Raw genomic sequence first — 23,784 nt, 5'->3', positions numbered from 1 at the left:
GGTTACCTTCTCCTGTATAATGAAGTGATTTACGCCATCAGACTTCAAGAAGGAGCTACACCCATGACAAGCTTGAACCGTGCCGGCAGATCCATCTATCTGTTATTCTTTGTCGGCATTATCGCCATTTCTTTTTCTTCGATATTTGTACGTTGGTCTAACGCAGATGTTGCGGTCATTGCCATGTACCGTCTATTTCTGACCAATCTGTTAATGCTCCCGTTTGTCTGGAAATACAGACACGAGATGATGCGTCTGAGCTTACGCCAGTGGGGCTTGCTGCTTGCATCCGGTGTGATGCTGGCCCTTCATTTTCTGCTCTGGATGGGTTCGCTGCGGCTCACCAGTGTCGCCAGTTCCACCGTTATTCTCGCACTGGAGCCTATACTGATTCTTGCAGGTTCGGTATGGCTCTTCAAAGCCAAAATTAACCGCATGATGATCATCGGCATGGGCATCGCCCTGTTTGGATCAATCGTCATTGGCGCAGGAGATTTCCAGTTGGCAGGTACTGCCCTGCAAGGTGACATCCTCTCTTTGCTTGGCACAATTGCAGTCGCTGTCCATATGCTGCTGGGTCAATTTTTGCGAGCGGGGCTTAGTGCATTTTCGTATAACTTCTGGGTATTCTTCGTGGCTGCCTGCACGCTGGCGGTATATAATCTGATCATGGGCCATCCGTTCGGAGGTTACGCTGCATCAGAGTGGGGGATCTTCCTGCTGCTCGCCATTGTGCCAACGATCTTCGGACATTATCTCTTCAACTGGCTGCTTCACTATATGAATGCCACGACGGTATCCATGGGTGTACTTGGGGAACCCGTATTCTCTTCATTGCTGGCCTGGATGCTGCTCGGTGAATCCCTCAGTGCGTTACAGATGTCTGCCGGGGTCGTCATTATATTCGGGGTATGGATCTTCATTCGATATGGCAAAACCAAACCTCAACCCATTCCTGCTGATGCTCCTATCGCTGGCAAAGGGCCTGTTGAACCTACTACGGTATAACAACTTGCCCGTTCATAATGCGTAGTTTTAAACGACTCTACCACTCTAATAAGGCGGTGTATTTAGGATGAAAAATATTGTATCCATGCGCTGGCTGCTCGCCAGAATGTATGAACCGGATGTGGTCATTGCCGATTGCCGATTCTTGCTCGGTCAGCCGGAGGCTGGAAGACAAGCCTATGAAGCTGGACATATTCCAGGGGCTGTTTATCTTGACTTGGAAAAAGACCTGTCTTCTCCCGTCTCTGCACACGGAGGACGTCACCCGCTCCCTGACCCGGCTGTGCTCGCGAATCGTCTCGCCAAAGCGGGGATAGGCTCCAATAGTCGAATTGTTGCCTATGATGATCAAGGCGGCATGAATGCTTCACGGTTATGGTGGCTGCTTCGCTATCTCGGACATGAGCAGGTATACATCATGGACGAAGGTTTCTCCGCTTGGCAAAATGCCAAGTACCCGGTGACTCAGGATGTGCCCGTGCAGATCCCGTCTTCCTTTGAGGTGAACGTACAGCCGCAGATGCTGGCAAGTGTTGAGGATGCTCAGCAAGCTTCGGCAAGCGGTAGCGCCGTGTTGATCGATTCTCGCGATGCCCGCCGCTATGCGGGCCTGGAGGAACCGATTGATGCCAAGGCGGGACATATTCCCGGGGCGTTGAACTATTTTTGGAAAGATGTGTTGGATTGGGATGGACGTTGGACAGGTACTGAAGTGTTAGAAGAGCGTTTCAGTAAGCTGGACAAGGATGGTGCAATTATCGTGTACTGCGGCTCCGGCGTGTCGGCTTGCCCAAACGTGATTGCGCTGGAAGAAGCGGGATACACGAATGTGAAGTTATATTCCGGGAGCTGGAGCGACTGGATCAGTTATGAGGAGAATGGGGTGGCAACGGGGGAAGAAGTGTAAGGTAATTGGAGTAATGAAGCCCGCGTCGGACGCGGGCTTTTTGTGTTGCTAGAATTCAGAAAGTACACAGTACAGGACTCCAAGTTAGCTGCTTCGGAGCATTCCGGTGTATCCAAAGTCAACAGTAGGTCAACGCTGGGTTGGAGAAAATGTTTTCTACGGGGAATGATAAATACACGCCACGGGATAGTCAAGGCGTGTATTACGAACGTGAAGGGAACGGCCTGACTCAGAGTTGTGTAGATTGTCTGAGTTCGATCAACGAAAAGCCAACTAATAAACAAATGATTATTAGTTGGCTTTAATCACTTTATGGGGTTATATTACTTCCATGTATGTACAGTGTGCATAGGAATAATACTACCAGACTTTTTAGAGTGAGTAGTAACCCTACAATGGTCGAATAGTTCCTTTTCAGTATTGCGGCAACATTGTTTATACTTTTCTCCAGAGTTACAAGGACATGGTTGATTTCTGCCTATTTTAATATACTCTTCTCGTTTCTCCTTTAATACATCTAAGTCCCAATCATCATGTGGTCCGGATATTTGACCTAACAAATTATCGAGTATTGCATAATTGTATTTTGACGAGCATGGCATCCTCCTAGCACAATTAAATAATTGACACAAAAATATTGTCCGATTTTTAATTGAAATAAAAGGACTGATTCAGTTGTCAATAAAACAAAGTTTTCTAGATGCCTGCCATAACAACGATTCATTAAAGTGTGCTATGCTCATTAGTATCTATAGAAACGAAATTCTCCAAGAGTCACCATTCATATTTGAATATGTGGCTCTTGGAGATGAACAGATATTACACTTATTGTTGGACAACGGTCTGAATCCAGATTTATGCGATTTTGAAGGAATCAGCCTGCTCCACCTATGTAGCCAGCTTGATAAGAGTGATGAAGTCAGCCTTCTACTCGACTATGGTGCAGATCCGAAGCAATTAAACATTTATGGTAAAACGCCGTTTATGACTGCTTTGAGAGCTGGAGAAATCCCATCCTCCCTTGAACGATAAAAACAGTACACAATCTTACGACAACATAAATCGCTACCCTTTAATTGAAGGAGGAGTCTTTACCAGTTCCAGTATTTTGAACCATTTGTAATGATAAAACGGTATAGCCACGTTTCAAAATCACAGCCTAAACCATTAAAATCTTCAAATGAAGAGGTACTGTTCCCAACGAACATATAGTTTTTCTCCCCCATAGAGTAGGCATTACAATCTATCATTATAGTATCATCAGATATATAAGCTATTTCCAAATATCCCCTACTACCATTCACCTTTGTATATAAATACTCAACTTGATCTATTGGAAAGAGGTTACTTTCCCCTCCGTAAATTTCGTGATTAAACAAACTACAACCATTAGTGACTCTCAGAAAATCAAGATAATCCATCGGAATCTTTTGTCCTGTAGATGCTATAAATCTCTCGATTTCGCCATCATCTACTGGTTGAGAGAAATTACAGACATATCGTTCTACATTACCTTCACGATCTTGTAAGTAAACATACTCATTAGACATTTCTAACTTTTTCTTCAAACCATTAATTGTATTTTTCACTAACGACAACATAACCACTCTCCTTATATGCATAAACGGACACTATAATTCCCGTGTCCGCCTATGATTATGATTATTCAATAAAGGCAAATTGAGTTAATAACTTAACAAGTGAATGATCTCTCCAGACTCTTTTTATTGAGCCGTTTACCTGATGTTTCTTTTATGAGTTTATTTGTCATTCTATCTCCCCATCTTCTAATGCCGCCTCAGATTAATTTACAATGCGTTTACCTAATTACATATAGAGCTCTTGTTATTAAAAACGTACTATATAGTCTCTCCACCAAGCATTCACAACATAAACATGAAAATTAGTTGGAATAGGAATCAAGTTATTAAATTCATTTGTTCCGCCAAATTCGCGCGGTCTAATATGATGAACATTTATTTGTGACCCTGACCAATTATATCCGTTCCTTGGATACAGCTCACTATATTCTTTTATATATTTCGCTCTATCCGTACTTGAGTCCCAATCAATGGAGGGGGTTTTTGCCCACGTTGTTGTAGATGGTTCTATCATAATTTTTTGTGAGACAGGATCTTTATAATAAGGATATATCATTGCCTTTAAGTTAAGTAAAGTTTGCCGTGTTTGAGCAACGTTAGCCATATCATTATACTTTCTTCCAAAAGCATCATAAACATTTAATTTAAGTTCTGTGAAATAAAATCCCGTTTTTGAGATATTAAAAGTATAAGAGACTTCTTTCCCTACCTTCACACCTAAGATACCTTTCAAAGTAAGTTTAACTCCATGTGATAACGTTCCGCTTCCCCGCGCATTTCCTCTAAAAACATCAAAGTCAAATACAATTTTATTTGGTTTTTTACCTGTTATTGCGATGATTTTCGAGCGGACTTCTAATTGAGAAGCGCCCTCAATAGGAATTTGAATCAAATTTACAAGTACAGTACCAGCTTGAGCTCCGCTTTTTTGAGCCATAGCTCTAGCAGTCTCTATGGTTTCGACATCTTTTCCTACTTCTACCACATTTGTCTCACCAGTTACTTCATCAAATGTAAATAGATAGTTGGACTCTATAATTTGATTCTGATTTCCATCCGAAGGTATTTCTGAGTTATCAATGTTAACGTATTCTATAATATTATCATTAGCATCCTTAATTCCACTAACTTCGAATTCACTAGATCCATTTTCCTGCCCAGTGAAAACACGATAAATGCCCCCAAACGTCACAGGTTGATCTGAAATGGTAGTAACTACAACTTCTTTACCGCCTAAGATCGTCGGTTCGATTGCGGTTGCAGATTTACGATTAGATTCCGTTCCATCTGCGTTATAAATGATGTAATCAAACACCCGCTGCTCACTGCTGGATGCATCGTTTCGAATTCTTTCCGAATCTGGGCTTGTATTGCTGAAGGCATAACTCTCGCCCTTGTTCAGCGTCGCGCGTAGATAAGCCGGTTCTTGACTGTCCACCACAGAGAAATCATCCGTGTATTCAAACAACACAGGAGCACTTCCTACCACGGTGACTACAGCTTCACCACCTGCTGGAATTGTAGCGAGACTTACATTGCTATTAAATTTGTCACTATGTGCTCTGCCGTCTGCCTTATAGACCACAACATCAACTAGAGCACCTATGGACTTGGAGTTACTCCGAATCGGATTACTAAGTGAACCACCATTGTGGAATTTAACCGATTGACCCGGTGAAACGGTAATCTTAGTAAGGGCTTCATTCGGTCGATCCTCTACATCAAAAATCGTATAAATCGCACCTATAGTTACAGGTTGAGCTGATGCACCCGTAATCACTGCTTTATTCCCATTAAAAACAACAGGCTCAACCGCTGTTGCTTTTTTCGTATTCCGTTCTGTGCCATCAGGGTAATATGTCACGTAATCGAATACCCGTCCTTGGCTGGTGGAAGCATCACTGTCGAGGTATTCCCGATCGCTACCGTGATTCCAAAAAGTCACGCTTTCTCCTTGGTTAAGTGTTACCCGATGGTATGCGGGTTCCATGCTTTCCTCAACCGAAAAATCATCCGTGTAACTAAATTCAATTGGGACTTGCCCGGCCACGGTCACGACTGCATAACCCTGTGAACGAATGATCGGATTTGTGTTTTTGTTAAAGCCATCCGAATGAACAACGTCTTCTGATGTATACAGGACATAGTCAAAAACGGCTCCGTTGGTACTGCTCGCATTGTTTTTGATAGGATTAGCTAAGGAACCATTGTTCTGAAAAATAACAGATTCCCCGGGGTTTAAGGTAATTCGAGTAATGGCATCTCCACCGGCCTTTTGGACTTCAAATGTCCGATAAGGCACACCATACGTCACTGGTGTTGCCGTTACCAAAGTCACTACAGCGGTTCTTCCCGAAGCTACCGTAGGTTTAGTGGACGTATTTGTCCCTGTAGAACTTTCCGTACCGTTTGGAAGATAAACGACATAGTCATGTTTATCTTTGGTGGTCCCATCACTTTGGAGTGCATCCGATTTAGCACTGATATTGGTAAATTGGTAACTTTCACCTTGGCTCAGCGTCACTCTGGTATACGCAGGTTCATCGCTCCACTCACCGGTATAGACTTCATAAGGGAGTCCAATAGTGACAGGTTGAGATCCTGCCCCCGTAAAGATGATCTCGTTCCCTCCCCCTAAGTATGGTTTCCCCGTTGATTCAAAATTGGAACTAGAAAGGCTTCCATCTTCATTGTACGTGGCATAGTCATACTTCCGGTCTTGGGCTGTGGAGGTATCGGCACTAACAGCTCTTGTTTGTGTTCCTTCATTGACGAACCGATAGCTCTCACCTTTGGATAAGGTCGCTCTATGTAAGGCAGGATTCGCAGATATACTATAGGTGAATTCAACCGGTATAGTCACTGTAATTGCATTGCTTCCACTTGAAGTAATGACAGCGGTATACCCTGCTCCTACAGACAAGCTACTAAGTGAATTCATGTTATCTGTTGAAATACTTCCATCTGCTTTATAAACAGCATAATCATAAGAATTGCTTCTTGATGTTGCGGCATCCGTACTCAAGGATCGGGTACGAGTTCCAGTATTGGTAAAGCTATAGGAATCACCTGGATACATAATTAGAACTTCTTCGCCTGCCAATGCCATGGCTTGAGGAGCAAACATATCTCCCTTATACGTATCCTCCGTCACCGTCGATACATCATCTGTATTTTGTTCATCTTCGTCCACACCTTCTGGTTCTTCGTGGACGTCCGGATCTATACCATCCTGATACTCGTCGTCTGTTAAAGCTAAATCCTCCGTAGAAACATCAACATTCTCGGCGCTACTTTCAGTCGTTATTAAGGCACCTGATTGATCCGAAAGCGAATAAACGCTAGTCGGAAGCATGGTTCCAATCACAAACCAAACGACCAGTAAAATGATAAAGCTTTTTTTAAAATTCATGTAAGTTGTATTCCTCCTTTTGGATTTTCTCCCATCTAAACCTAATTAAAGGTGAATTTGGAGTGAATATTATTTATCGGCATTTCCCTTTATTTAGGTTATAGGGATATAGCACCTTAATTACCAGGACTATTTCCCTTATTTGCTATCGTTAGTCTACACAGGTATGCAACATTTAAAATAATCAGCAGATCGATGCCCGCCGCTATGCGGGCCTGGAGGAACCGATTGATGCCAAGGCGGGACATATTCCCGGGGCGTTGAACTATTTTTGGAAAGATGTGTTGGATTGGGATGGACGTTGGACAGATACCGGGGTGTTAGAAGAGCGTTTCAGTAAGCTGGACAAGGATGGTGCAATTATCGTGTACTGCGGTTCTGGCGTCTCGGCTTGCCCGAACGTGATTGCGCTAGAAGAAGCGGGATTCTCCAATGTGAAGCTGTATTCCGGGAGCTGGAGCGACTGGATCAGTTATGATGAGAATCCGGTGGCTATAGATAATGTGGAAGAGCACAAAGACATATAGAAGTGTATCGACGCTGAGTACATCGCTGGGACAGATAAGCCACCTAGCGATGTATTTTTCTATGTTTGGATTCATGATACTAAAAAACCGTGATGGACATCTGTCCACCACGGTTGAATCATGAAATCGATTATTGCTTTTTACTTAACGATACATTTGCTGTTAACGTCTTGTCGATCGTCGTCCAGTTTACATAAGCACCTAGTATTTCATTAATAACAGCAACCGGAACGACAGTTTCGCCATTTAAAAGCTTTGGTACTTTACTATTGAACACCAGTTTATCGTTGATTGAATACACATCTGAACCAATTTGAGCACTTATATTTTTCGTGCCTAAATTGATTTGCGCGGTACGCGTCTTATGATCCCATCCTACTGTACCGCCCAATAGCTCCGAAATGGTTCGAATCGGTACGTAGAACTCATCATTATGAACAACCGGTTTGATCGTCGTACCACCTACATTCATGGCAACATCAACATATTCAAGGAAATCGGTCTTTCGAATGAGTCCATGAACTCCTTTGGTTCGATCCACGACCTGAGATACTTCGTAATCCGTTGCGGCTGACAGGTACGCATAAGCTACACTTCTATCCATATCAAGCTTATCGGATAAAAATTGAATCGATTCACGTACTGATTCTTTCATCGCTTCATCCAAATCAGGGTCCAGTCCAATTGGAATCCAATAATCCTCTGTTTCAGCAAAGGGTTGCTTGAATTCTCCACTGTGTGGGAGTGATGGATCACCTTTCTTTAACACCGTTAACCGAACTGTTCCCCTCAAGGAAGCTTCCAATGCAGTTAACGCCACTTCTCCATCCCCTTGAGCAAAGTGTGGATCTCCAGTATAGAATAGCCCACCTTTAACTTGAATCGGATAATAAATAGTTGCACCAACACCCAACTCATTAATATCCATATTGCCTCCTGTTTCAATCGGTGGAATCGAACTCACAACCTCACTGGTATTTGGTGCAACCCCCATCACACCTAGAAAGGGGTTAATGGGGAAACGTACATTTTTGCCAGCTTTTGTTGGTAACAAACCATACCAATTGCCGTTGATTTCTTCAATAGGCGTAAATATAGAGACATTATTATATAATTCCGGTTTTGTTGCGCTGGCTCCCTCTTGCGGGCCTGTATTTTCTGGAAATTCGTTTGGAAGGGCACCTTTACCATGGCGGTTAGAAATGACACCATATGGAACTCGAGTTTGCAAGGAAAGCACTTCTACTTTAAGAACATCTCCTGGCTCCGCTCCCTCAACCGCTACTGGCCCAGTGATAATATGAGGTCCGTCTTTTACAAAATCATGCTTAATGCCAGAAGCTGTAATTGCCTTCGCATCATCCAACACTCCATCGGATGAGATACCGAATTTGCCGAAGTACTCCACTGGATTTCTCCCTTGATCCTCCATCAGTCCCTCATGCGATACCGTGTCAAATGTTACAGCACTTCCTGATGGTACAGTAAGAATCGGAGAGCTGTCTCGATTAGGCAGTGAGCCCCAGCGAATGTTCTCAATAGCAGACGTTACATAATAATCACCTTCAACCTTATCGATGGTTGTTGGTTGCAGCGGCATACTAAAGCCCACTGAAGGTAGAGCAAATGTAAACATACTTATAATCCCTACTGAAACCCCAAATTTCCTAATCGTTCGGTTAATAAACATCTCGCTCCCCCTCTACGATATGTAACGTTATGTGACATTATATAACACACATAAAAGATAACATATAAATGTATTTACAACAATATTTTATTGTTAACAAAAATAACAAAGAAAGCTATAATTCAAGAAAAAAGTTATAAAAACACAAATTGAAGTTAGAATATCTAACATATAAAACATAACTACATATCCTAAAGTTGATGAACATTCTTCAGAGACCTGAACACACAAAATGAAGTAAGTTGGAGCAACTAGATCAGTTATGAGGGAATGCGGTGGTTAGCCGTATTTTGTTTTCTGTTGAATTCCTTCAAAATCCTGAGCGGCGACTGCTTCGCTTCTGGTTTTATTCCGAAGATGTTCCTGAGGACTGGAGAGAGGGGTACAGTGACCGTTTTTTCGATCTTACGGTGACAATTGACGCCGAATCACTGATTATTCAACATAAGGCGGGACCAAGCTGCTAAAACCAAAAGCCTCCGCTGGGGGAGGCTTCGTGTGCTACTGATTACTAACAATCGTAGTTCACTTTATTTCAGGGGAACCTTTATTTTCCGCTCAATGAAACAAGATCTGCAACAGAAAGTAAGGGGATGCATTTAGGAGTCCATGAATCAGGATAATCACCCATACTTTGCGATAGCGGGACCATAGATAACCAAGAAAGAGACCCGTAACCCCATGATTTGCAATCACAGTTGCCACATCCATATCCCACTGACCACTTCCTTGAATGGCGACATGCCAGATGGACCATAGTATTGAAACTAGTAATATGGCGGCCCATCTTCCAAGCAAAGTCTCCAAACGCGTTTGCAGCCACACTCGATAAAAAACTTCCTCCAATACGCTATTGATCATAAAACCGATCAACACCAAGAAAAGTAATTCTGACATATTGGTTGCTTCGATTGCTCCTTCTGGTTGTGCAATTGGGGAATAGAACTTTAGATAACACCAGACCACAATAACGATCAGTGGGGCAATGACGTGTCCGCGAGAGCGAGGCTTTTTCGAGATCATGTCTTGTTGCCCGCCAGTTATTTTGCGATAAATCAGCAATAAAATCAACGGAATGAACAATAGTGTCGTCAACTTGAATGCCAAATAATATAGCTGAAAATGTAATCCTTGCGGGTCTATCGTTATCAGAGAAACCGTAAATAAAACGCCTGACAGCAATAATACAATCGATTGAACGACCAAATGCTGATAATCTATTTGTTGGAAATACAGGTGGTCTTGACTTTTATAAGGAATTATTCGAATTAAAAAAATACCAAGGAATGCCGGCAACATACTATGCCATATTGGAATCACTTCCTCACGATCAGCCGTGTACCTTATATTCAAGTTTCCGGTCCACACTAACCACAATACAGCAGCAAATATAATTAATATGCATAATAAGCCGGTTGCCTTTCCCCATGCTGGAAACATTACTTTGAGTTGCTGATTCATTCCAATGATCCTCCTTGAGTGGTATGTTGCTTTGTCTTTTTTTAATTCAGTTGAGTTAAATAAACTCTAGCACATCCCATCTTCTTCGTCTATTTATTTCAGTTGAGTTAAATAATATGATATTCTGTGTGTATGCCAAAAATCGTGGACCATGAGAAAATGAAGAATATTATTGCTGAAGCAACTTGGAAAATCATTAGTGAGCAGGGCATTCATCATGCAACGTCAAGAACAATTGCGAAGGAAGCCGGATTATCACAAGGAGCCTTAAGACATTATTTCTCCAAACAAGAGAGCCTGCTAGCATTTGCAATGGAGTTAGTTAAAGAAAAGGTACTTACTCGGCTAAAGAATCTGAATGCAAAAGAACTGGCGCCTCAAGAAAGAATTGTTGAATACTTGCTTGAGCTAGTGCCGACTGATGAACAGACATTATTGGAAATGGAGGTTTGGTTTGCATTTGTAAGCTATGGAAAAACGCAAAAAGGGTTCGATGCCAACTATGAGGACCTGCAAAACGCAATCAGGAACTGCATTACGTACTTGAAAAATGAAGGTCTTCTACGCACTACCGATGAAGAGAAGGAACAGGATAAGCTGTATGCCTTTATGAATGGGATGGCTCTCAATTTGTATCTCGAGCCGGATAAAATAAATCGAACACGAAGCAAAGAAATGATACAAGACTACATCCATTGGATTATCCGTTGAAGGAAAGCATGACACATAGATCGGGGAGTTAATTTAGCTTGCCAAAACCTAGCAGAATCCAATCTGCAGCAGGAGCGGCTGAATAAGTTATGAGGAGAATCCGAGGGCTACCGGGGAAAAATAAAGATTAAGAACCCGCGTCTAACGCGGGCTTCTTTGTGCTTTCTATGCATTCATATCCATGCATTTCAGGAGCTTACCTCTCCGACTTCTGTAACGTGTAGATTCAGCTTATGTTTTCGGCATACTTCGTAAAAATCTTTTGAAACAATGGGTTTGAAGATATTGATATAATCCAGCATAAAAAATTCATGTTCACCAATTCGCTCTTCATGAAGGCAGATTCGAGATACAACTTTGACGATCTTACGTGGAGGCTGTTCTACAGATGCAGCAATGACTGCTTTGCGCCCATATTCGGAACGTTCATAATCGAACACATCCAAACGATCAAGCTGATGTGCAGTCCAATAGGTTTCTTCCACCGGTCGACCGTCGTGGTAACATACCATTGTTGGAATAAACTGTGCGTTTGTCTTCCTTTCCTCCAACAGCTTCTTAAAACGATCTGATACATGTCTTGTTCCTGTAATCGTCTCAAAATAATCTACATTCATCTTGCGCACCGAAGACAATAACTCAACCTCTGCCATTGTCCCCTCTGGCAACGGGTTCTCTACCGCCACATAATTCATATCTAATTGGGGAGTAAAAGTCGTTCCACCACTAATAAACCCTCTACATGGATATTGAGATTCCAGAAAATAATAGTTCAAAGAGTGATGTATCCTTTCCAAATGAAGTGCTTTTAAATCTTTACGGTTGTCTACTCGTGCGTGAAGTAATGCTCTAAACGAGATTTTGTTTCTGGATGAGGCATATAAATCATGATTCGCTGATCTGGTTCATTGGGAAATTGAAGTGTAACATGCTCAAACTCAACAACTCCAAAAGAGGGGTGCACAAGCTTCTTGTAACCGTCAAGGGAGCTTGGCACCTCGTGATACTGCCACATCCTCGTAAAATCAGCACTTGTCCTCTTCAAATCTTCGATTAGCTTGTCGAATGAATCATCGTTAAGATAGCGTGCTCTTGACGTTCTAAACTCGGCAATCATTCTCTGTGAGACACTCTCCCAATCCTCCGATCCCTCTTTCCACACAGGATCCGTAAATTGGCGCCATATCAAATTATAATCATGCGGAGGTGATATCCTATTAATCGTAAATACAGCATCTGCCGCTTTATTCCAAGCAAGAAAATCCCACTTTTTCCCGATGACATAGGCCGGATTCGGATTCAATTCATTCAGCATGTCCTGAATGGATGGGCTGATTTTGTCTTCCATAATAGTCGATTGAGGAGGCAGTGATTCTCCAGCAAGCAGAAAGAGATGTCTGCGCTCATTGGGTGTCAGCTTGAGCGCCGAAGCCAAGCTTTCCAGCACACCTACCGATGGACGGATATCACGACCTTGCTCAAGGCGTGTATACCATGAAAGTCCTATGTTCGCGATCCCGGCAACTTCCTCTCGCCGCAAACCTCGTGTGCGACGACGATTCCCAGGCAAAAGGCCGACATCAAGGGGAGATAGAGAGGAGCGTAAATCTCTTAAGAAATTACCTAGCGCTAACCGGCGCTCACTGTCGTTCAAGTAAAAGCTCCCCCCTTATCCTATCACTCGTAAACCCACCATCAAGCAGGTTCTCGTGACCATTTAATAGTCAAAGTATACTTAAGCCAGTTGATGAGATCAACAATACCAGGCAAGGAGAATGAATATGACAACCATTACAGGACAAATGTTGGCGAGCAAGATCGTGATGATTACAGGTGCGGGGCGAGGCATTGGAGCTGAGGCAGCAAGGCTGTTTGCACAACAAGGAGCTTCTGTGATGCTCGTCGCAAGAACAGAGACTGAGTTGCGCAAAGTCAGGGATGAAATTGTGACGTCGGGCGGAGATGCAGCATATTTTACAGCCGATCTGTCAGATGTAAGCAACGTTGAAGAAGCTGTTAAGGCTACAGTGGAACGATATGGCCGTCTGGATGCTGCTTTTAATAATGCTGGCATCGGAGTCACGGTATCATCGCTGGTGGATGAAAGAGAAGAAGATTTCGACCTGATTCAGTCCGTAAATTATAAAGGAGTCTGGCTATGCATGAAAGCCCAGATTAAAGCTATGATGGAGACTTCAGGGTCAGGTTCTATTGTTAACACCAGCAGTGTGGGTAGTCTAAAGGGGAATCCGGGATTGGGAGCGTACGGGGCATCTAAACGAGCGGTAAACAGTCTGACTCAAACGGCTGCGGTCGAATACGGGCCAGCAGGTATCCGTGTTAATGCCATTGCTCCGGGAACTACAATGACGGATATGATTCAGCAATGGGTTTCGATTAACCCTGACATTGTTGAACAAATTAGTGCTAAGACACCTCTCCGACGTCCAGCTGAACCTATAGAGATTGCTAACGCAGCCGCCTGGTTGCTTAGTGATTATTCCTCTTTTGTTACCGGAGTCGTTTTGCCTGTAGATGGTGGACTTACTGTATAGAATTCGGTGGCTACATTCGAAGTGTCTTACTTGATGTCAACAGAGAGTCAACTTGCATACAAAATAGGGGCCGGATCACTCACTAACGTGAGTACCCGACCCCTTGCTTTGATATACATATGAATATACAGACCTTAAGCAACACTTTAACAGATCGAAAAGAAACAGTCTATATTTTTGGAAAAATGTTCTATATATTTAGATTGCTGGCCGGCAACTACAGATGAAACGGAGTATAAATCAATGATGTCCAACAACCATCTTACTCATGAAGAATTACAGGATTATGTGTACAATGTATTTGGTACCGGTTACCACTTGACGCAGTGCGCAAGAGTTCATGGAGGCGCACAAAAAGTCATTTACAAAATGGATTTCAAGAATGGGTTCATTTGCCTGTTGTACGTTTGGGATATTTCCAGCAACTATTTTCAGGAAGAGATCTTGAATGAACCCACGTTCCACAGTGCCTACGGCAGCGAACTTTTTTCTTTGAACACTCGCTTTCTCGCTCAACATGGAATTCGAACGCCAGCCTTGTATGATCTGAATAACGACAGAGGTCGGTACGCTTATGATTTTGCTCTTGTTGAGTATGTGGATGGACAGAAGGCCGAATCCTATTTCCAGCATAACAATCCCAAAGATCGGGATGCGTTGTTTCAACGGATAAGGGATATGTTGACTCATATGCATAACATTCAAAGAAACGTTTATGGAAACGCCAACGATAACAGAAAAAAGGCTGAGCCTTGCTACAAAGTCAAGCGGTTCGATGCGGAAACAGCCTTATCCTATGCATCCAGGCACATGACCGATATTAGAAAAAATGAAGAAAGGCTGCTTGAGAAACTATCCGAATTGGAAGCAGCAATTCAGCCCAGAGACCTCTATAGTTTCATCCATGGAGAGCTGGGTCCGGATCATATATGGATAGATCATGCGATGCAACCCTGCCTTATTGATATTGAGGGCGCAGGATTCTTCGATCTCGAACATGAGCATAGCTTTCTGGAGTTTCGATTTGGAGACTTGTATCAGTACTTAAAAAATAATGATCTCGACCCGGCGCGGATGACATTTTATCGATTCTGCCATCATTTATCTTTGGTATCCGGAGGGTTGAAACTGCTTCACAGACAATTCCCCGATCAGCAATTCGCTAGAGGTCTCGCGGAGTATCATGCCAGATGCGCAGTTCAGATGCTTATGTGATAAGAACCATACACATGAATATGGATATAACTCTGGAAGGAGATTTGAGGATGGAATTTATTTACGAAGATGAACGACTCGCCGTGGGCGTTATTCAAGCCATTCATACTGGAGATATCCCATCGTTACAGCAACTGCTGGCAGAGAATCCGGGATTGGCAAATATAAGAATCTTGGAAAGAAAGCCTGACAACATAGACTCGGACTCTAGTATCTCTCGAACGCTGCTGCACGTGGTTACGGATTGGCCGGGGCACTTCCCTCATGGAGCGGATACGGTGCGATTATTAACCAAGTTTGGTGCGGACGTGAATGCTCCTTTTGTCGGTCCACATATCGAGACACCTTTGCATTGGGCTGCAAGCTCCAATGACGTTCAAGTACTCGATGCCCTTCTAGATGCTGGCGCAGACATTGAAGCTCCTGGCGCGGTGATCGCCGGAGGCACATCGCTGGACGATGCTATTGCTTTCGCGCAATGGGATGCAGCACTACGCTTGGTTGAGCGCGGGGCGACCTTTGCCCTTTGGCATGCGGCAGCCCTTGGAAATATTCACGCCATACAAGATCATTTCAAAGGCGTCCAACTCCCGGAATGTTATCCTTGGGGAACAAGCACCTCCCCTTCCCCACCCGATGCAGTAACCGTTGCCTTCTGGTGTGCTTGCCATGGAGGTCGTAGAGAAACAGCCGAATACTTGCTTGACCGAGGCGCCGAACTGAACTGGATAGCCACCTGGGATGGAATGACTCCACTGGACACAGCCAAACGACATAGATGGGTTGAACTGATCCCTTGGCTTGAGAATCAAGGTGCCAAATCTGCTGGCGAGATTCACAGATAGATGATTGACTGGAAAGAAAAAGCCCGCAATCTTTGCGGGCTTTTTGGCGTGTGATTTGTATGGGACCGAGACGTTTACCGCAAGGAATCGACTTTTTGAAGATCGGATGCGTTGGCCCCTTCCTCGGCTCCTTTACCGTAGAGCTTATCCATATGCTGCATATGCCCTACTCCCCAGTCGCTCATTGTCTGAAGCACAGGTTTCATGAGCTGTCCATACTCCGTAATCGAGTATTCAACCTTTGGAGGAACCTGCGCATACACTTCGCGATGCACAATATCATGATACTCCAGTTCTTTCAACTGCTGGGCTAACATCTTTTTCGAAATATCGGGAATGGCTTTTTGTAATTCGCTGAACCGCATTGTGCTATTGCTTAGCAGGCGTAGAAGAATTAAAGATTTCCATTTGCCCGTAAGGATATCCAGCGCCGTTCCAAATTTGCAATACACCGTCATTTGCATTCCTCACTTTCTAGTCATACGAGGGTTTACTTTTGGTTACCTGGTTAGGTTTAAGTGCCTACTTCCTGATTGGACTTTCTCACTTTAGTATAGAGGCAGACATCAAAATTGAACAAGTGAGGGGAAAAGAAACGATGGATATAACGTTATGGATCGTACAAATCATATTGGCGGCAGGCTTCGTATATTCGGGATGGATGAAAACCATTCGTATCGAGTCATCAAAAAAGATGTGGGCCTGGGTCGATGATGTGCCAAAAAGTCTGGTTGTGCTGATCGGAATCGCGGAGCTGATCGGATCGCTGGGCCTCGTTTTGCCGTGGGCGCTGAACATAGCTCCGCTGCTTACGCCGATCGCCGGAATGGCTCTGGCAGCGGTCGCATTTCTTGGGATGCTGTTTCATATTCGGCGCAGTGAGTATCGGGAGCTTGGCGTGAATATCCTTTTTATGGTTCTGGCATTAATCGTAACCTTTGGAAGACTATGAACACGGCGCTCATCAGACTTATCTGTTCTCCCACCCAACCCAATTTTATATACGTATCCTTTGGGTAGGTTAAGAATGAAAGACTATTTCCAACCTGTTTTAAAAAGTGGTCATAATAATCTATGATAGCATTTTATAGCTATCCTGTTACCGATGTGCTCACATATAAACAGGGACCTCTCGCCATATTGGCAAGGGCCCCTGTCTAACAACTTGATATATAATTTTCCGTTAAGTGATGGTCAGACCGCCGCTTGCATATCCGGCCACGGTTGTAGCTACATCAAGACCCGCTGTTACTGATGCCGAGAAGACCATAAGCAGGCGGTCACCTGCGGCCACCGGAATGCTCAGTCCTGTAGTCAAGCCGTTGGATATTGTGCCCAGTGCCAGAATTCCGGTGAGTGGGGGAGCCAAAGTGACCAATGCACCAGGTACAGCTGTAAAGGAGTTATTCGGTGTAGTGGAGCGGAATAATTGTGCAGTTATGGTTACTGTAGATCCAACCAAGCTCAGTCCGGCTGTCGTGCTGAAATATGCAGCCAGTGAAGTAATCGTTCCGGTACGTGATGCGGAGAACGCAAAGTTAAGCAAAGTTCCAGCAGCGCCTGTGAGATCAATAATTCCTCCATTAACACTTACCCCCGTAGCGCTGTTGCCAAAACCAACTAAACTGGAGGTATTCAGAAGGCCGCCCAATACCGTAGTCAACGCAACCGGAAGTCCTGATGCATAAGGAATAATTGCTCCAGAACCTGTCGCTCCAGTAGCTCCGGTTACACCTGCTGTACCTGTTGCTCCAGTAGCTCCGGTCGTACCTGCGGTGCCCGTTGCTCCAGTAGCTCCGGTTGTACCTGCGGTGCCCGTTGCTCCCGTTGCTCCAGTCGTACCTGCGGTGCCTGTCGCTCCCGTTACTCCAGTCGTACCTGCGGTGCCCGTTGCTCCCGTTACTCCGGTTGTACCTGCGGTGCCTGTCGCTCCCGTTGCTCCAGTCGTACCTGCGGTGCCCGTTGCTCCCGTTACTCCGGTTGTACCTGCGGTGCCCGTTGCTCCAGTAGCTCCGGTTGTACCTGCGGTGCCTGTCGCTCCTGTTGCTCCAGTCGTACCTGCGGTGCCCGTTGCTCCTGTTGCCCCAGTAATGCTCGGGATTTCGCCTAGCAATTCAGAAGAAACCAAACGGTGGGCTGTTACCAAAGTGCCTGTGCTGCTCTTACCCCATACGGATACTTGAACAGGATCATTAATCGTCGCTGTTGTTGTAAAAGTAAACTCGAAGGCATCCAGATTGGCAAAGTAATTGTTGGTCAATACCTGATTGGGTGCAAGGTCAAAAGTCTCACTGATATACAGAACTCTCATTCCACCACTCATGTAATACCCTTGTATTTGTATGGTTGAGGTAGCCACATCACTGCGGTTATCGATCTTGACTGTTACTGTCTGAGTCGGTCTTACACCACTAACCGCATTATTTTCTATCGGCCCTGTTGATAAAAAGCTCATCGCTACATCTCCTCTTCATGGGATTGGGATATCTTTTTTCCTAAGTGTTTTGAACTGTTTCCTCGTGCTCCACCACCCGGTGTGCATCAACCAATTGTCCGGAAGCTTGTTTGCCCCACACGGAAATCCCCACTTCCTTCACACCTGCCACATCCGTTCCAAAAACAAACTCAAACGCATCTAAATCTGCAAAATAATCTCTCGTCACTGCTTCGTTAGGGGCTACACTAATCACTTCACTTACATACAGTGTTCTGGTTGTGCTTAGCACATAACCCTGAATGGATACTGTTACAGAATCCACATCAGTCTGACTTACCAATCGAATCGTTACTCGTTGTGTCGGTCTAAGTCCGGAAACCGGGTTGTTTTCTATCGGACCTGTTGATAAAATAGACATTTTTCCCCATCCCACCTTTTTATGAACCTCATACTCTAGCAGGTTTTGGCATAAGCTCACTTGATAGTAGTATTCAAGAACAAAATCAACGGTGTGGACAAAACACAGGGGGCAAGTTCACCATTGTCAATAAACAACAACCCTGTACAACCCGTGATTCTAAGCAATGAATGGACAGGCAAAACAGCAAACGATTGATACTCGTAAAAGTCGAGCAACTAGTGCGCGAGTCTTTGGTCTGGTAACCCAACTCGATTCCAGCAAAAAAACGACCGACTCCCCTTTCATTGACAGGGAAACGGCCGCTGCTTAAGACGTGTCTATATATCTGTGTTTATTTCATGAGATTATGAACTCATTTAAAGCTGATCCATCCGTTTTAATTCTAGCGAAAGAGTAATGTTCTTCTTCATCCTCTACTTCAACATAGAAAAAGATTGTATTATCTTAAAATTGTGATATGATATCGTCAAGTTAATAAACAATTAAAAGAAAATATGAAAAATAATTACATTTAGATATGGTCAAATCTCTTTTTTCGCCAAATTCCAGTTCTAACCCATTTTATTGAAAGCGATTACAAAAAGAAACCTGACAGATTATAGCACTTCTAATCCCACACACAGATGCAGGCTTACTTTGGGTTATAGCCATCCCCTTATCCCCGTGACCACGCACACGGTGTACAGGTCGCTTGGCTTAAACCATATATAACAGCATGACTTAACCTAACAGCTGACCTAACAACTATTCAAAAAGGGGGTGACATGAGGGACATCTCTTCATTTTTTCAGCATTTCATCATCTCTGCTATTCTAACTTTCGATCACCACTATTCCAATCTCATGGAGGCGAAATGTATGATCCGTAAACCGCTAGTTTTATTGTTGGCGTGTCTGCTAATCTTTGTCATCCTACCCGTTGAACCAAGCCATGCAGCCAATGCAGCTGTAGCCAAACTTCCTGGAAATTCCAATCCTCTCATCGATCACAAACTTGGAGCTGACCCTTATGTGCTCGTCCATAACAATCGCGTCTATGTCTACATGACAGGTGATGCATATCTGTACAACAGTGACGGCTCTGTCAGAGAGAACCAGTACAGCACCATCGGGAAAATTAACGTCATCTCTTCAGCTGACATGGTGAACTGGACAGACCATGGTTCCATCCCTGTAGCGGGTGCCAATAATGCAAATAATGGACAAGGTATTGCCAAATGGGCTACCCAATCCTGGGCTCCTGCCATGGCGAAAAAAACGATTGCTGGCAAAGAGAAATTTTTCCTGTATTTTGCCAACTCGGGTGGAGGTATTGGGGTACTCACAGCGGATTCCCCCATCGGTCCTTGGTCCGATCCAATCGGACGTGCCCTCTTGACGCACGGAACACCAGGTATGTCAGGTGTAACGTGGCTCTTTGATCCGGCTGTACTTGTCGATGATGATGGCTCTGCTTACCTGTATGCTGGAGGGGGTATTCCGAACGATACCAATGCTGCTTCCATTGCTAATCCCAAAACAGCTCGGGTCATTCGTCTCGGTGCCGACATGATCAGCGTGGTGGGCAGTGCCGTTACGATTGATTCTCCTTATATGTTCGAAGATTCCGGTATTCATAAGTATAACGGGAAATATTACTACTCCTACTGCATCAACTTCGCGGGAACACATCCCGCTGCATATCCAAAAGGTGAGATCGGATACATGGTCAGTGACAGCCCAATGGGCCCTTTTACGTATAAAGGCCACTTTCTGAAAAATCCCGGTACGTTCTTCGGTGTAGGCGGCAATAACCACCATGCCGTATTCCAGTTCAACAACGAATGGTATGTGGCATACCATGCACAAACAGTAAGTAAGGCATTCCTCGGGGATGGCAAAGGGTACCGTTCCACCCACATTAACAAGCTGACCCACAACGCGGATGGCACCATCCAGGAAGTGCAGGGTAACATGACTGGTGTATCCCAAACGACCAACCTCAACCCGTATGTCCGGGTGGAAGCGGAAACCATTGGCTGGCAAGCAGGCATTAACACTGAGCCGAGTCAAGCGAGCGGTGGACCTGTAGCCAATCAGAATGTCACTAATATTCATAATGGAGATTGGATCGCGGTCGGCAATGTGGATTTTGGCTCAGCTGGAGCCTCCAAATTCAAGGCTAATGTCGCTTCTACCGGAAATGGCAACATCGAGGTACGACTGGACAGTCCGACAGGTCCTCTGGTTGGAACACTTAATGTAAGCTCAACCGGCGGTGCGCAAACGTGGCGCGAGATGGAGACCAATGTAACCAACGCTACGGGCGTACATCGTTTGTATCTGGTGTTTACAGGCTCAGGTAATGGAAACCTGTTCAAACTGGATTACTGGCAGTTTACATCCGGTTCGGGCGGCAACCCCAACCCCAATCCTAACCCGTCCGTTACTCGCATCGAAACGGAAAGCATGACACTTGGCGGTCAATATGCCGGTGTGATCAGCTCCCCTTTTAATGGAGTAGCACTCTACGCCAACAATGATTATGCAGCATACAATCAATATTATGCTTTCCCAACCCATCATTTCTCTGTCCGCGGTGCTTCCAACAACAATGAGACGGCCCGTGTCGATCTTGTCATCGGGGGTGTAACGGCGGGTTCATTCTACTTTACCGGTACACAACCGACCGTACAGACCCTGTCGAACATCACACATGCTACAGGCAATCAGGAAGTCAAGCTGGTCGTAACAACGGATAATGGCACGTGGGATGCTTATATTGATTATCTTGAACACTCACAATAACACAAAGGTCAAGATAGACTTGGGAGGACAAGTTATGTGGAAAAAAATCTGTACGCTTCTGCTCTCTCTTCCGTTACTTGTGGCATCGCTGTCAACGACAAGTCCTACCGCTTCTGCATCAACGTTCAGCAATCCGGTCATTTATGCGGATGTTCCTGACAGTGATGTCATCCGGGTGGGCAATGCCTTCTATATGACCAGCACAACGATGCATATGAATCCGGGTGTACCTGTGATGAAGTCTTATGATCTGGTCAACTGGAGCATCGTAAACTATGTGTATGATACGCTTGGAAACGGGGATATACAGAATCTGAACAACGGACAAAACGAGTATGGGCGCGGTTCCTGGGCCAGCAGCTTGCGGTACAACAATGGAGTATATTATGTGGCTTTTGGCTCCCTTTCCACCGGCAAGACGTATATTTACCAAACCAGCAATATTGAAACAGGGCCATGGACTCCTTACACCTTGAACAGTTATTATCATGACCCCTCCCTCTTGTTTGACGGGAATCGAACCTTTCTTGCTCATGGCAGTGATAACATCAGTATCGTTGAGCTGACACCTGATGCGAAGGCCGTCAAGGCCGGAGGGCTGAATCAGGTTCTAATTCCAAACGCGAGCAGTATAGCTGGCTCTAACATGATTGTAAAGGCAGAAGGAGCACATATTCAGAAGATCAACGGCATGTACTATGTATTCCTGATTGCCTGGCCTTCGGGTGATGGCCGCATTCAGCTTGCCTATCGTGCAAACACATTGACAGGGCCATACACAGGTAAAGTTGTACTACGAGACTCGGGCATTGCCCAAGGAGGTATCGTGGATACCGCATCCGGTGCATGGTACGGCTTGCTGTTCAGAGATAGCGGAGCTGTTGGACGCATTCCCTATCTCGTGCCGGTGACATGGTCGGATAACTGGCCTGTGTTTGGGGTGAACGGCAAGGTTCCTCTTAACATGAATATGCCCGTTGAAGGTCAGCCTGCTGCCAAAATCTACGGGTCGGATGAGTTCAACGCAACCACATCAGGTACACCCTCAGTAACGCAACTGTTAGTGAACGGCGGCTTTGAGGACAGCACCATTCAGCCGTGGACAAGCAACAATACAGCAACCATCAGCTTAACGAATGCCGAAGCGTTTAGCGGTACCAAAAGCCTGCTTGTCAGCGGCAGACAGCAGACAGCAGGCGGTGCAAAACAGATGGTTACAGGTAAGCTGTTACCAGGGGAAACGTACTCTTTTTCGGCTAAGATCAAATACACCGCTGGTCCCGCAACCAAAACGTTCAATCTTAGCATCCAGAACGGTGCAAGTTATACCGGAATTGGCATTATGGGCAGTGCAACGCTAACCCGCGGACAATGGGGCACCCTTCAGGGTACGTATACTGTTCCGTCGAACGCAGACCTGTCCCAAAGCTTTATTTTTGTGGAAACACCGTATAACTCGAATCCGGACCCGACCAATGATCTGATGGCGTTTTATGTAGATGACGTCTCACTGACAAGCAATTCATCTACCGGCACATCTAGTCTGGCTCCATACTGGCAATGGAATCATAACCCCGATGCTGCCAACTGGTCCCTGCTCCAGCGACCCGGTTTCATGCGGCTAACCGCAGGCAAAATCAGCAAAAACCTGTTGGAAGCCCGCAACACACTGACACAACGAACCTTTGGTCCAAAAAGCACGGGCATTACCGCTTTGGATACAGCAGGCATGAAGGATGGTGATTATGCTGGACTCGCTGCTTTTCAGGCCAGATACGGCTTGGTCGGCGTAAAGATGACGGGCAGCACCAAATCCATCGTTATGGCCAATGCCAGTTCCGGCACCATGACCGAAGTAGCAACGGTGCCATTGAACCAGAACAGAATCTATCTCCGCATCATCTGTGATTTTACGAACCAGACAGACAAAGCCTACTTTGCTTATAGTCTGGATGGCAACAACTGGATATCCCTTGGCAATACACTTCAAATGTCTTACACACTGCCACACTTTATGGGATACCGGTTTGCACTATTCAATTATGCAACGAAGTCTACCGGAGGATATGCAGATTTCGATTATTTCCGCGTAGAATAAATGTGATTTTATTCGGTTATCGATCAGGACCTGGAACTCCATCATGTGTGGAGCCAGGTTCTTTTCAATACATTTCTTATAAGAATATTTACCTTTAAATTCAAAAAGTC

General features: G+C 44.8%; 20 protein-coding genes and 1 pseudogene. 12 read left to right on the top strand and 9 right to left on the bottom strand.

What is annotated here, in order from left to right; translation table 11 throughout:
- The first annotated feature begins 63 nt into the window (after nt 1-63).
- The 3 genes from MKY73_RS06910 to MKY73_RS06900 all read left to right on the top strand — a co-directional run bounded on the left by MKY73_RS06910 (nt 64) and on the right by MKY73_RS06900 (nt 2,947).
- Nucleotides 64-1,008, top strand: coding sequence for a DMT family transporter (locus MKY73_RS06910; RefSeq protein ID WP_339306452.1), 945 nt, complete (start codon nt 64-66; stop codon nt 1,006-1,008).
- Nucleotides 1,009-1,075: 67 nt separating this feature from the next.
- Nucleotides 1,076-1,915 carry a sulfurtransferase gene (locus MKY73_RS06905; protein WP_339306450.1) on the top strand — a complete coding sequence of 280 codons (840 nt, stop codon included), beginning with the start codon at nt 1,076-1,078 and terminating at the stop codon, nt 1,913-1,915.
- 675 nt (nt 1,916-2,590) lie between these two features.
- Nucleotides 2,591-2,947 carry an ankyrin repeat domain-containing protein gene (locus MKY73_RS06900; protein WP_339306448.1) on the top strand — a complete coding sequence of 119 codons (357 nt, stop codon included), beginning with the start codon at nt 2,591-2,593 and terminating at the stop codon, nt 2,945-2,947.
- Between the two features lie 59 nt (nt 2,948-3,006).
- Here MKY73_RS06900 and MKY73_RS06895 read toward each other — a convergent pair whose 3' ends face one another.
- Together MKY73_RS06895 and MKY73_RS06890 are read right to left on the bottom strand one after the other, a co-directional pair.
- Nucleotides 3,007-3,516 (bottom strand): SMI1/KNR4 family protein, encoded by a 510-nt coding sequence (locus tag MKY73_RS06895; RefSeq protein WP_339306447.1) that lies wholly within the window; start codon nt 3,514-3,516, stop codon nt 3,007-3,009.
- 247 nt (nt 3,517-3,763) lie between these two features.
- Nucleotides 3,764-6,928, bottom strand: a complete 3,165-nt coding sequence (locus tag MKY73_RS06890) for an HNH endonuclease signature motif containing protein (RefSeq protein WP_339306445.1) — start codon at nt 6,926-6,928, stop codon at nt 3,764-3,766.
- Nucleotides 6,929-7,122: 194 nt separating this feature from the next.
- On the opposite strand from MKY73_RS06890, the pseudogene MKY73_RS06885 reads away from it, so the two are divergent.
- Nucleotides 7,123-7,455 (top strand): annotated as a pseudogene (locus MKY73_RS06885) (rhodanese-like domain-containing protein); the annotation flags it as partial.
- 130 nt (nt 7,456-7,585) lie between these two features.
- On the opposite strand, the gene MKY73_RS06880 reads toward MKY73_RS06885, so the two are convergent.
- A complete protein-coding gene (locus MKY73_RS06880; protein WP_339306443.1) occupies nt 7,586-9,145 on the bottom strand; it encodes an acetamidase/formamidase family protein in 1,560 nt (519 codons plus the stop codon).
- 275 nt (nt 9,146-9,420) lie between these two features.
- Between MKY73_RS06880 and MKY73_RS06875 the strand changes: the two genes are divergently transcribed.
- Nucleotides 9,421-9,612 (top strand): hypothetical protein, encoded by a 192-nt coding sequence (locus MKY73_RS06875; RefSeq protein ID WP_339306442.1) that lies wholly within the window; start codon nt 9,421-9,423, stop codon nt 9,610-9,612.
- Between the two features lie 91 nt (nt 9,613-9,703).
- On the opposite strand, the gene MKY73_RS06870 is transcribed toward MKY73_RS06875, so the two are convergent.
- Nucleotides 9,704-10,606, bottom strand: coding sequence for a CPBP family intramembrane glutamic endopeptidase (locus MKY73_RS06870; protein ID WP_339306441.1), 903 nt, complete (start codon nt 10,604-10,606; stop codon nt 9,704-9,706).
- 132 nt (nt 10,607-10,738) lie between these two features.
- Between MKY73_RS06870 and MKY73_RS06865 the strand changes: the two genes are divergently transcribed.
- Entirely contained in the window at nt 10,739-11,317 is a 579-nt protein-coding gene (locus tag MKY73_RS06865; protein ID WP_339306439.1) for a TetR/AcrR family transcriptional regulator, read from the top strand.
- A gap of 188 nt (nt 11,318-11,505) precedes the next feature.
- Here the strand turns inward: MKY73_RS06865 and MKY73_RS06860 are convergent, their stop codons facing one another.
- Together MKY73_RS06860 and MKY73_RS06855 are read right to left on the bottom strand one after the other, a co-directional pair.
- Nucleotides 11,506-12,093: a DUF1629 domain-containing protein gene (locus tag MKY73_RS06860; RefSeq protein ID WP_339306437.1), complete on the bottom strand. Its 588-nt coding sequence runs from the start codon at nt 12,091-12,093 to the stop codon at nt 11,506-11,508.
- Nucleotides 12,094-12,143: 50 nt separating this feature from the next.
- Nucleotides 12,144-12,971 (bottom strand): helix-turn-helix transcriptional regulator, encoded by an 828-nt coding sequence (locus tag MKY73_RS06855; protein WP_339306435.1) that lies wholly within the window; start codon nt 12,969-12,971, stop codon nt 12,144-12,146.
- A gap of 127 nt (nt 12,972-13,098) precedes the next feature.
- Here MKY73_RS06855 and MKY73_RS06850 point away from each other — a divergent pair, with 127 nt between their 5' ends.
- From MKY73_RS06850 to MKY73_RS06840, 3 genes are all read left to right on the top strand, one after another.
- Entirely contained in the window at nt 13,099-13,872 is a 774-nt protein-coding gene (locus MKY73_RS06850; RefSeq protein ID WP_339306434.1) for an SDR family oxidoreductase, read from the top strand.
- 243 nt (nt 13,873-14,115) lie between these two features.
- Nucleotides 14,116-15,087 (top strand): phosphotransferase, encoded by a 972-nt coding sequence (locus MKY73_RS06845; RefSeq protein ID WP_339306433.1) that lies wholly within the window; start codon nt 14,116-14,118, stop codon nt 15,085-15,087.
- A 50-nt stretch (nt 15,088-15,137) separates the two neighbouring features.
- The gene (locus MKY73_RS06840) at nt 15,138-15,932 is read left to right on the top strand and encodes an ankyrin repeat domain-containing protein (protein ID WP_339306431.1); all 795 of its coding nucleotides are present in this window, start codon (nt 15,138-15,140) and stop codon (nt 15,930-15,932) included.
- Nucleotides 15,933-16,006: 74 nt separating this feature from the next.
- On the opposite strand, the gene MKY73_RS06835 is transcribed toward MKY73_RS06840, so the two are convergent.
- Nucleotides 16,007-16,390: a helix-turn-helix domain-containing protein gene (locus MKY73_RS06835; protein ID WP_339306429.1), complete on the bottom strand. Its 384-nt coding sequence runs from the start codon at nt 16,388-16,390 to the stop codon at nt 16,007-16,009.
- A 38-nt stretch (nt 16,391-16,428) separates the two neighbouring features.
- Between MKY73_RS06835 and MKY73_RS06830 the strand changes: the two genes are divergently transcribed.
- The gene (locus MKY73_RS06830; protein ID WP_339306428.1) at nt 16,429-16,884 is read left to right on the top strand and encodes a DoxX family protein; all 456 of its coding nucleotides are present in this window, start codon (nt 16,429-16,431) and stop codon (nt 16,882-16,884) included.
- Between the two features lie 231 nt (nt 16,885-17,115).
- Here MKY73_RS06830 and MKY73_RS06825 read toward each other — a convergent pair whose 3' ends face one another.
- Together MKY73_RS06825 and MKY73_RS06820 are read right to left on the bottom strand one after the other, a co-directional pair.
- Nucleotides 17,116-18,387 carry an exosporium glycoprotein BclB-related protein gene (locus tag MKY73_RS06825; RefSeq protein ID WP_339306427.1) on the bottom strand — a complete coding sequence of 424 codons (1,272 nt, stop codon included), beginning with the start codon at nt 18,385-18,387 and terminating at the stop codon, nt 17,116-17,118.
- Between the two features lie 40 nt (nt 18,388-18,427).
- Nucleotides 18,428-18,787, bottom strand: a complete 360-nt coding sequence (locus MKY73_RS06820; protein ID WP_339306425.1) for a hypothetical protein — start codon at nt 18,785-18,787, stop codon at nt 18,428-18,430.
- A gap of 860 nt (nt 18,788-19,647) precedes the next feature.
- Between MKY73_RS06820 and MKY73_RS06815 the strand changes: the two genes are divergently transcribed.
- A complete protein-coding gene (locus MKY73_RS06815) occupies nt 19,648-21,576 on the top strand; it encodes a carbohydrate-binding protein (protein ID WP_339306424.1) in 1,929 nt (642 codons plus the stop codon).
- A gap of 34 nt (nt 21,577-21,610) precedes the next feature.
- On the top strand, nt 21,611-23,674 hold the full coding sequence (locus tag MKY73_RS06810; protein ID WP_339306423.1) for a family 43 glycosylhydrolase: 2,064 nt from the start codon (nt 21,611-21,613) through the stop codon (nt 23,672-23,674).
- The last annotated feature ends 110 nt before the right edge of the window (nt 23,675-23,784 follow it).

Source organism: Paenibacillus sp. FSL R5-0519, from assembly GCF_037974275.1.
GTDB lineage: Bacteria > Bacillota > Bacilli > Paenibacillales > Paenibacillaceae > Paenibacillus.
This window is presented reverse-complemented; position numbering and strand designations above follow the sequence as displayed.

What these genes read in the sequence shown, in the direction of transcription:
- MKY73_RS06910 (WP_339306452.1), top strand. Translation starts at nt 64, where the DNA reads ATGACAAGCTTGAACCGTGCCGGCAGATCCATCTATCTGTTATTCTTT.
- MKY73_RS06905 (WP_339306450.1), top strand. Translation starts at nt 1,076, where the DNA reads ATGAAAAATATTGTATCCATGCGCTGGCTGCTCGCCAGAATGTATGAA.
- MKY73_RS06895 (WP_339306447.1), bottom strand. Translation starts at nt 3,516, where the DNA reads ATGTTGTCGTTAGTGAAAAATACAATTAATGGTTTGAAGAAAAAGTTA.
- MKY73_RS06890 (WP_339306445.1), bottom strand. Translation starts at nt 6,928, where the DNA reads ATGAATTTTAAAAAAAGCTTTATCATTTTACTGGTCGTTTGGTTTGTG.
- MKY73_RS06880 (WP_339306443.1), bottom strand. Translation starts at nt 9,145, where the DNA reads ATGTTTATTAACCGAACGATTAGGAAATTTGGGGTTTCAGTAGGGATT.
- MKY73_RS06870 (WP_339306441.1), bottom strand. Translation starts at nt 10,606, where the DNA reads ATGAATCAGCAACTCAAAGTAATGTTTCCAGCATGGGGAAAGGCAACC.
- MKY73_RS06865 (WP_339306439.1), top strand. Translation starts at nt 10,739, where the DNA reads ATGCCAAAAATCGTGGACCATGAGAAAATGAAGAATATTATTGCTGAA.
- MKY73_RS06850 (WP_339306434.1), top strand. Translation starts at nt 13,099, where the DNA reads ATGACAACCATTACAGGACAAATGTTGGCGAGCAAGATCGTGATGATT.
- MKY73_RS06845 (WP_339306433.1), top strand. Translation starts at nt 14,116, where the DNA reads ATGATGTCCAACAACCATCTTACTCATGAAGAATTACAGGATTATGTG.
- MKY73_RS06840 (WP_339306431.1), top strand. Translation starts at nt 15,138, where the DNA reads ATGGAATTTATTTACGAAGATGAACGACTCGCCGTGGGCGTTATTCAA.
- MKY73_RS06835 (WP_339306429.1), bottom strand. Translation starts at nt 16,390, where the DNA reads ATGACGGTGTATTGCAAATTTGGAACGGCGCTGGATATCCTTACGGGC.
- MKY73_RS06825 (WP_339306427.1), bottom strand. Translation starts at nt 18,387, where the DNA reads ATGAGCTTTTTATCAACAGGGCCGATAGAAAATAATGCGGTTAGTGGT.
- MKY73_RS06820 (WP_339306425.1), bottom strand. Translation starts at nt 18,787, where the DNA reads ATGTCTATTTTATCAACAGGTCCGATAGAAAACAACCCGGTTTCCGGA.
- MKY73_RS06815 (WP_339306424.1), top strand. Translation starts at nt 19,648, where the DNA reads ATGATCCGTAAACCGCTAGTTTTATTGTTGGCGTGTCTGCTAATCTTT.
- MKY73_RS06810 (WP_339306423.1), top strand. Translation starts at nt 21,611, where the DNA reads ATGTGGAAAAAAATCTGTACGCTTCTGCTCTCTCTTCCGTTACTTGTG.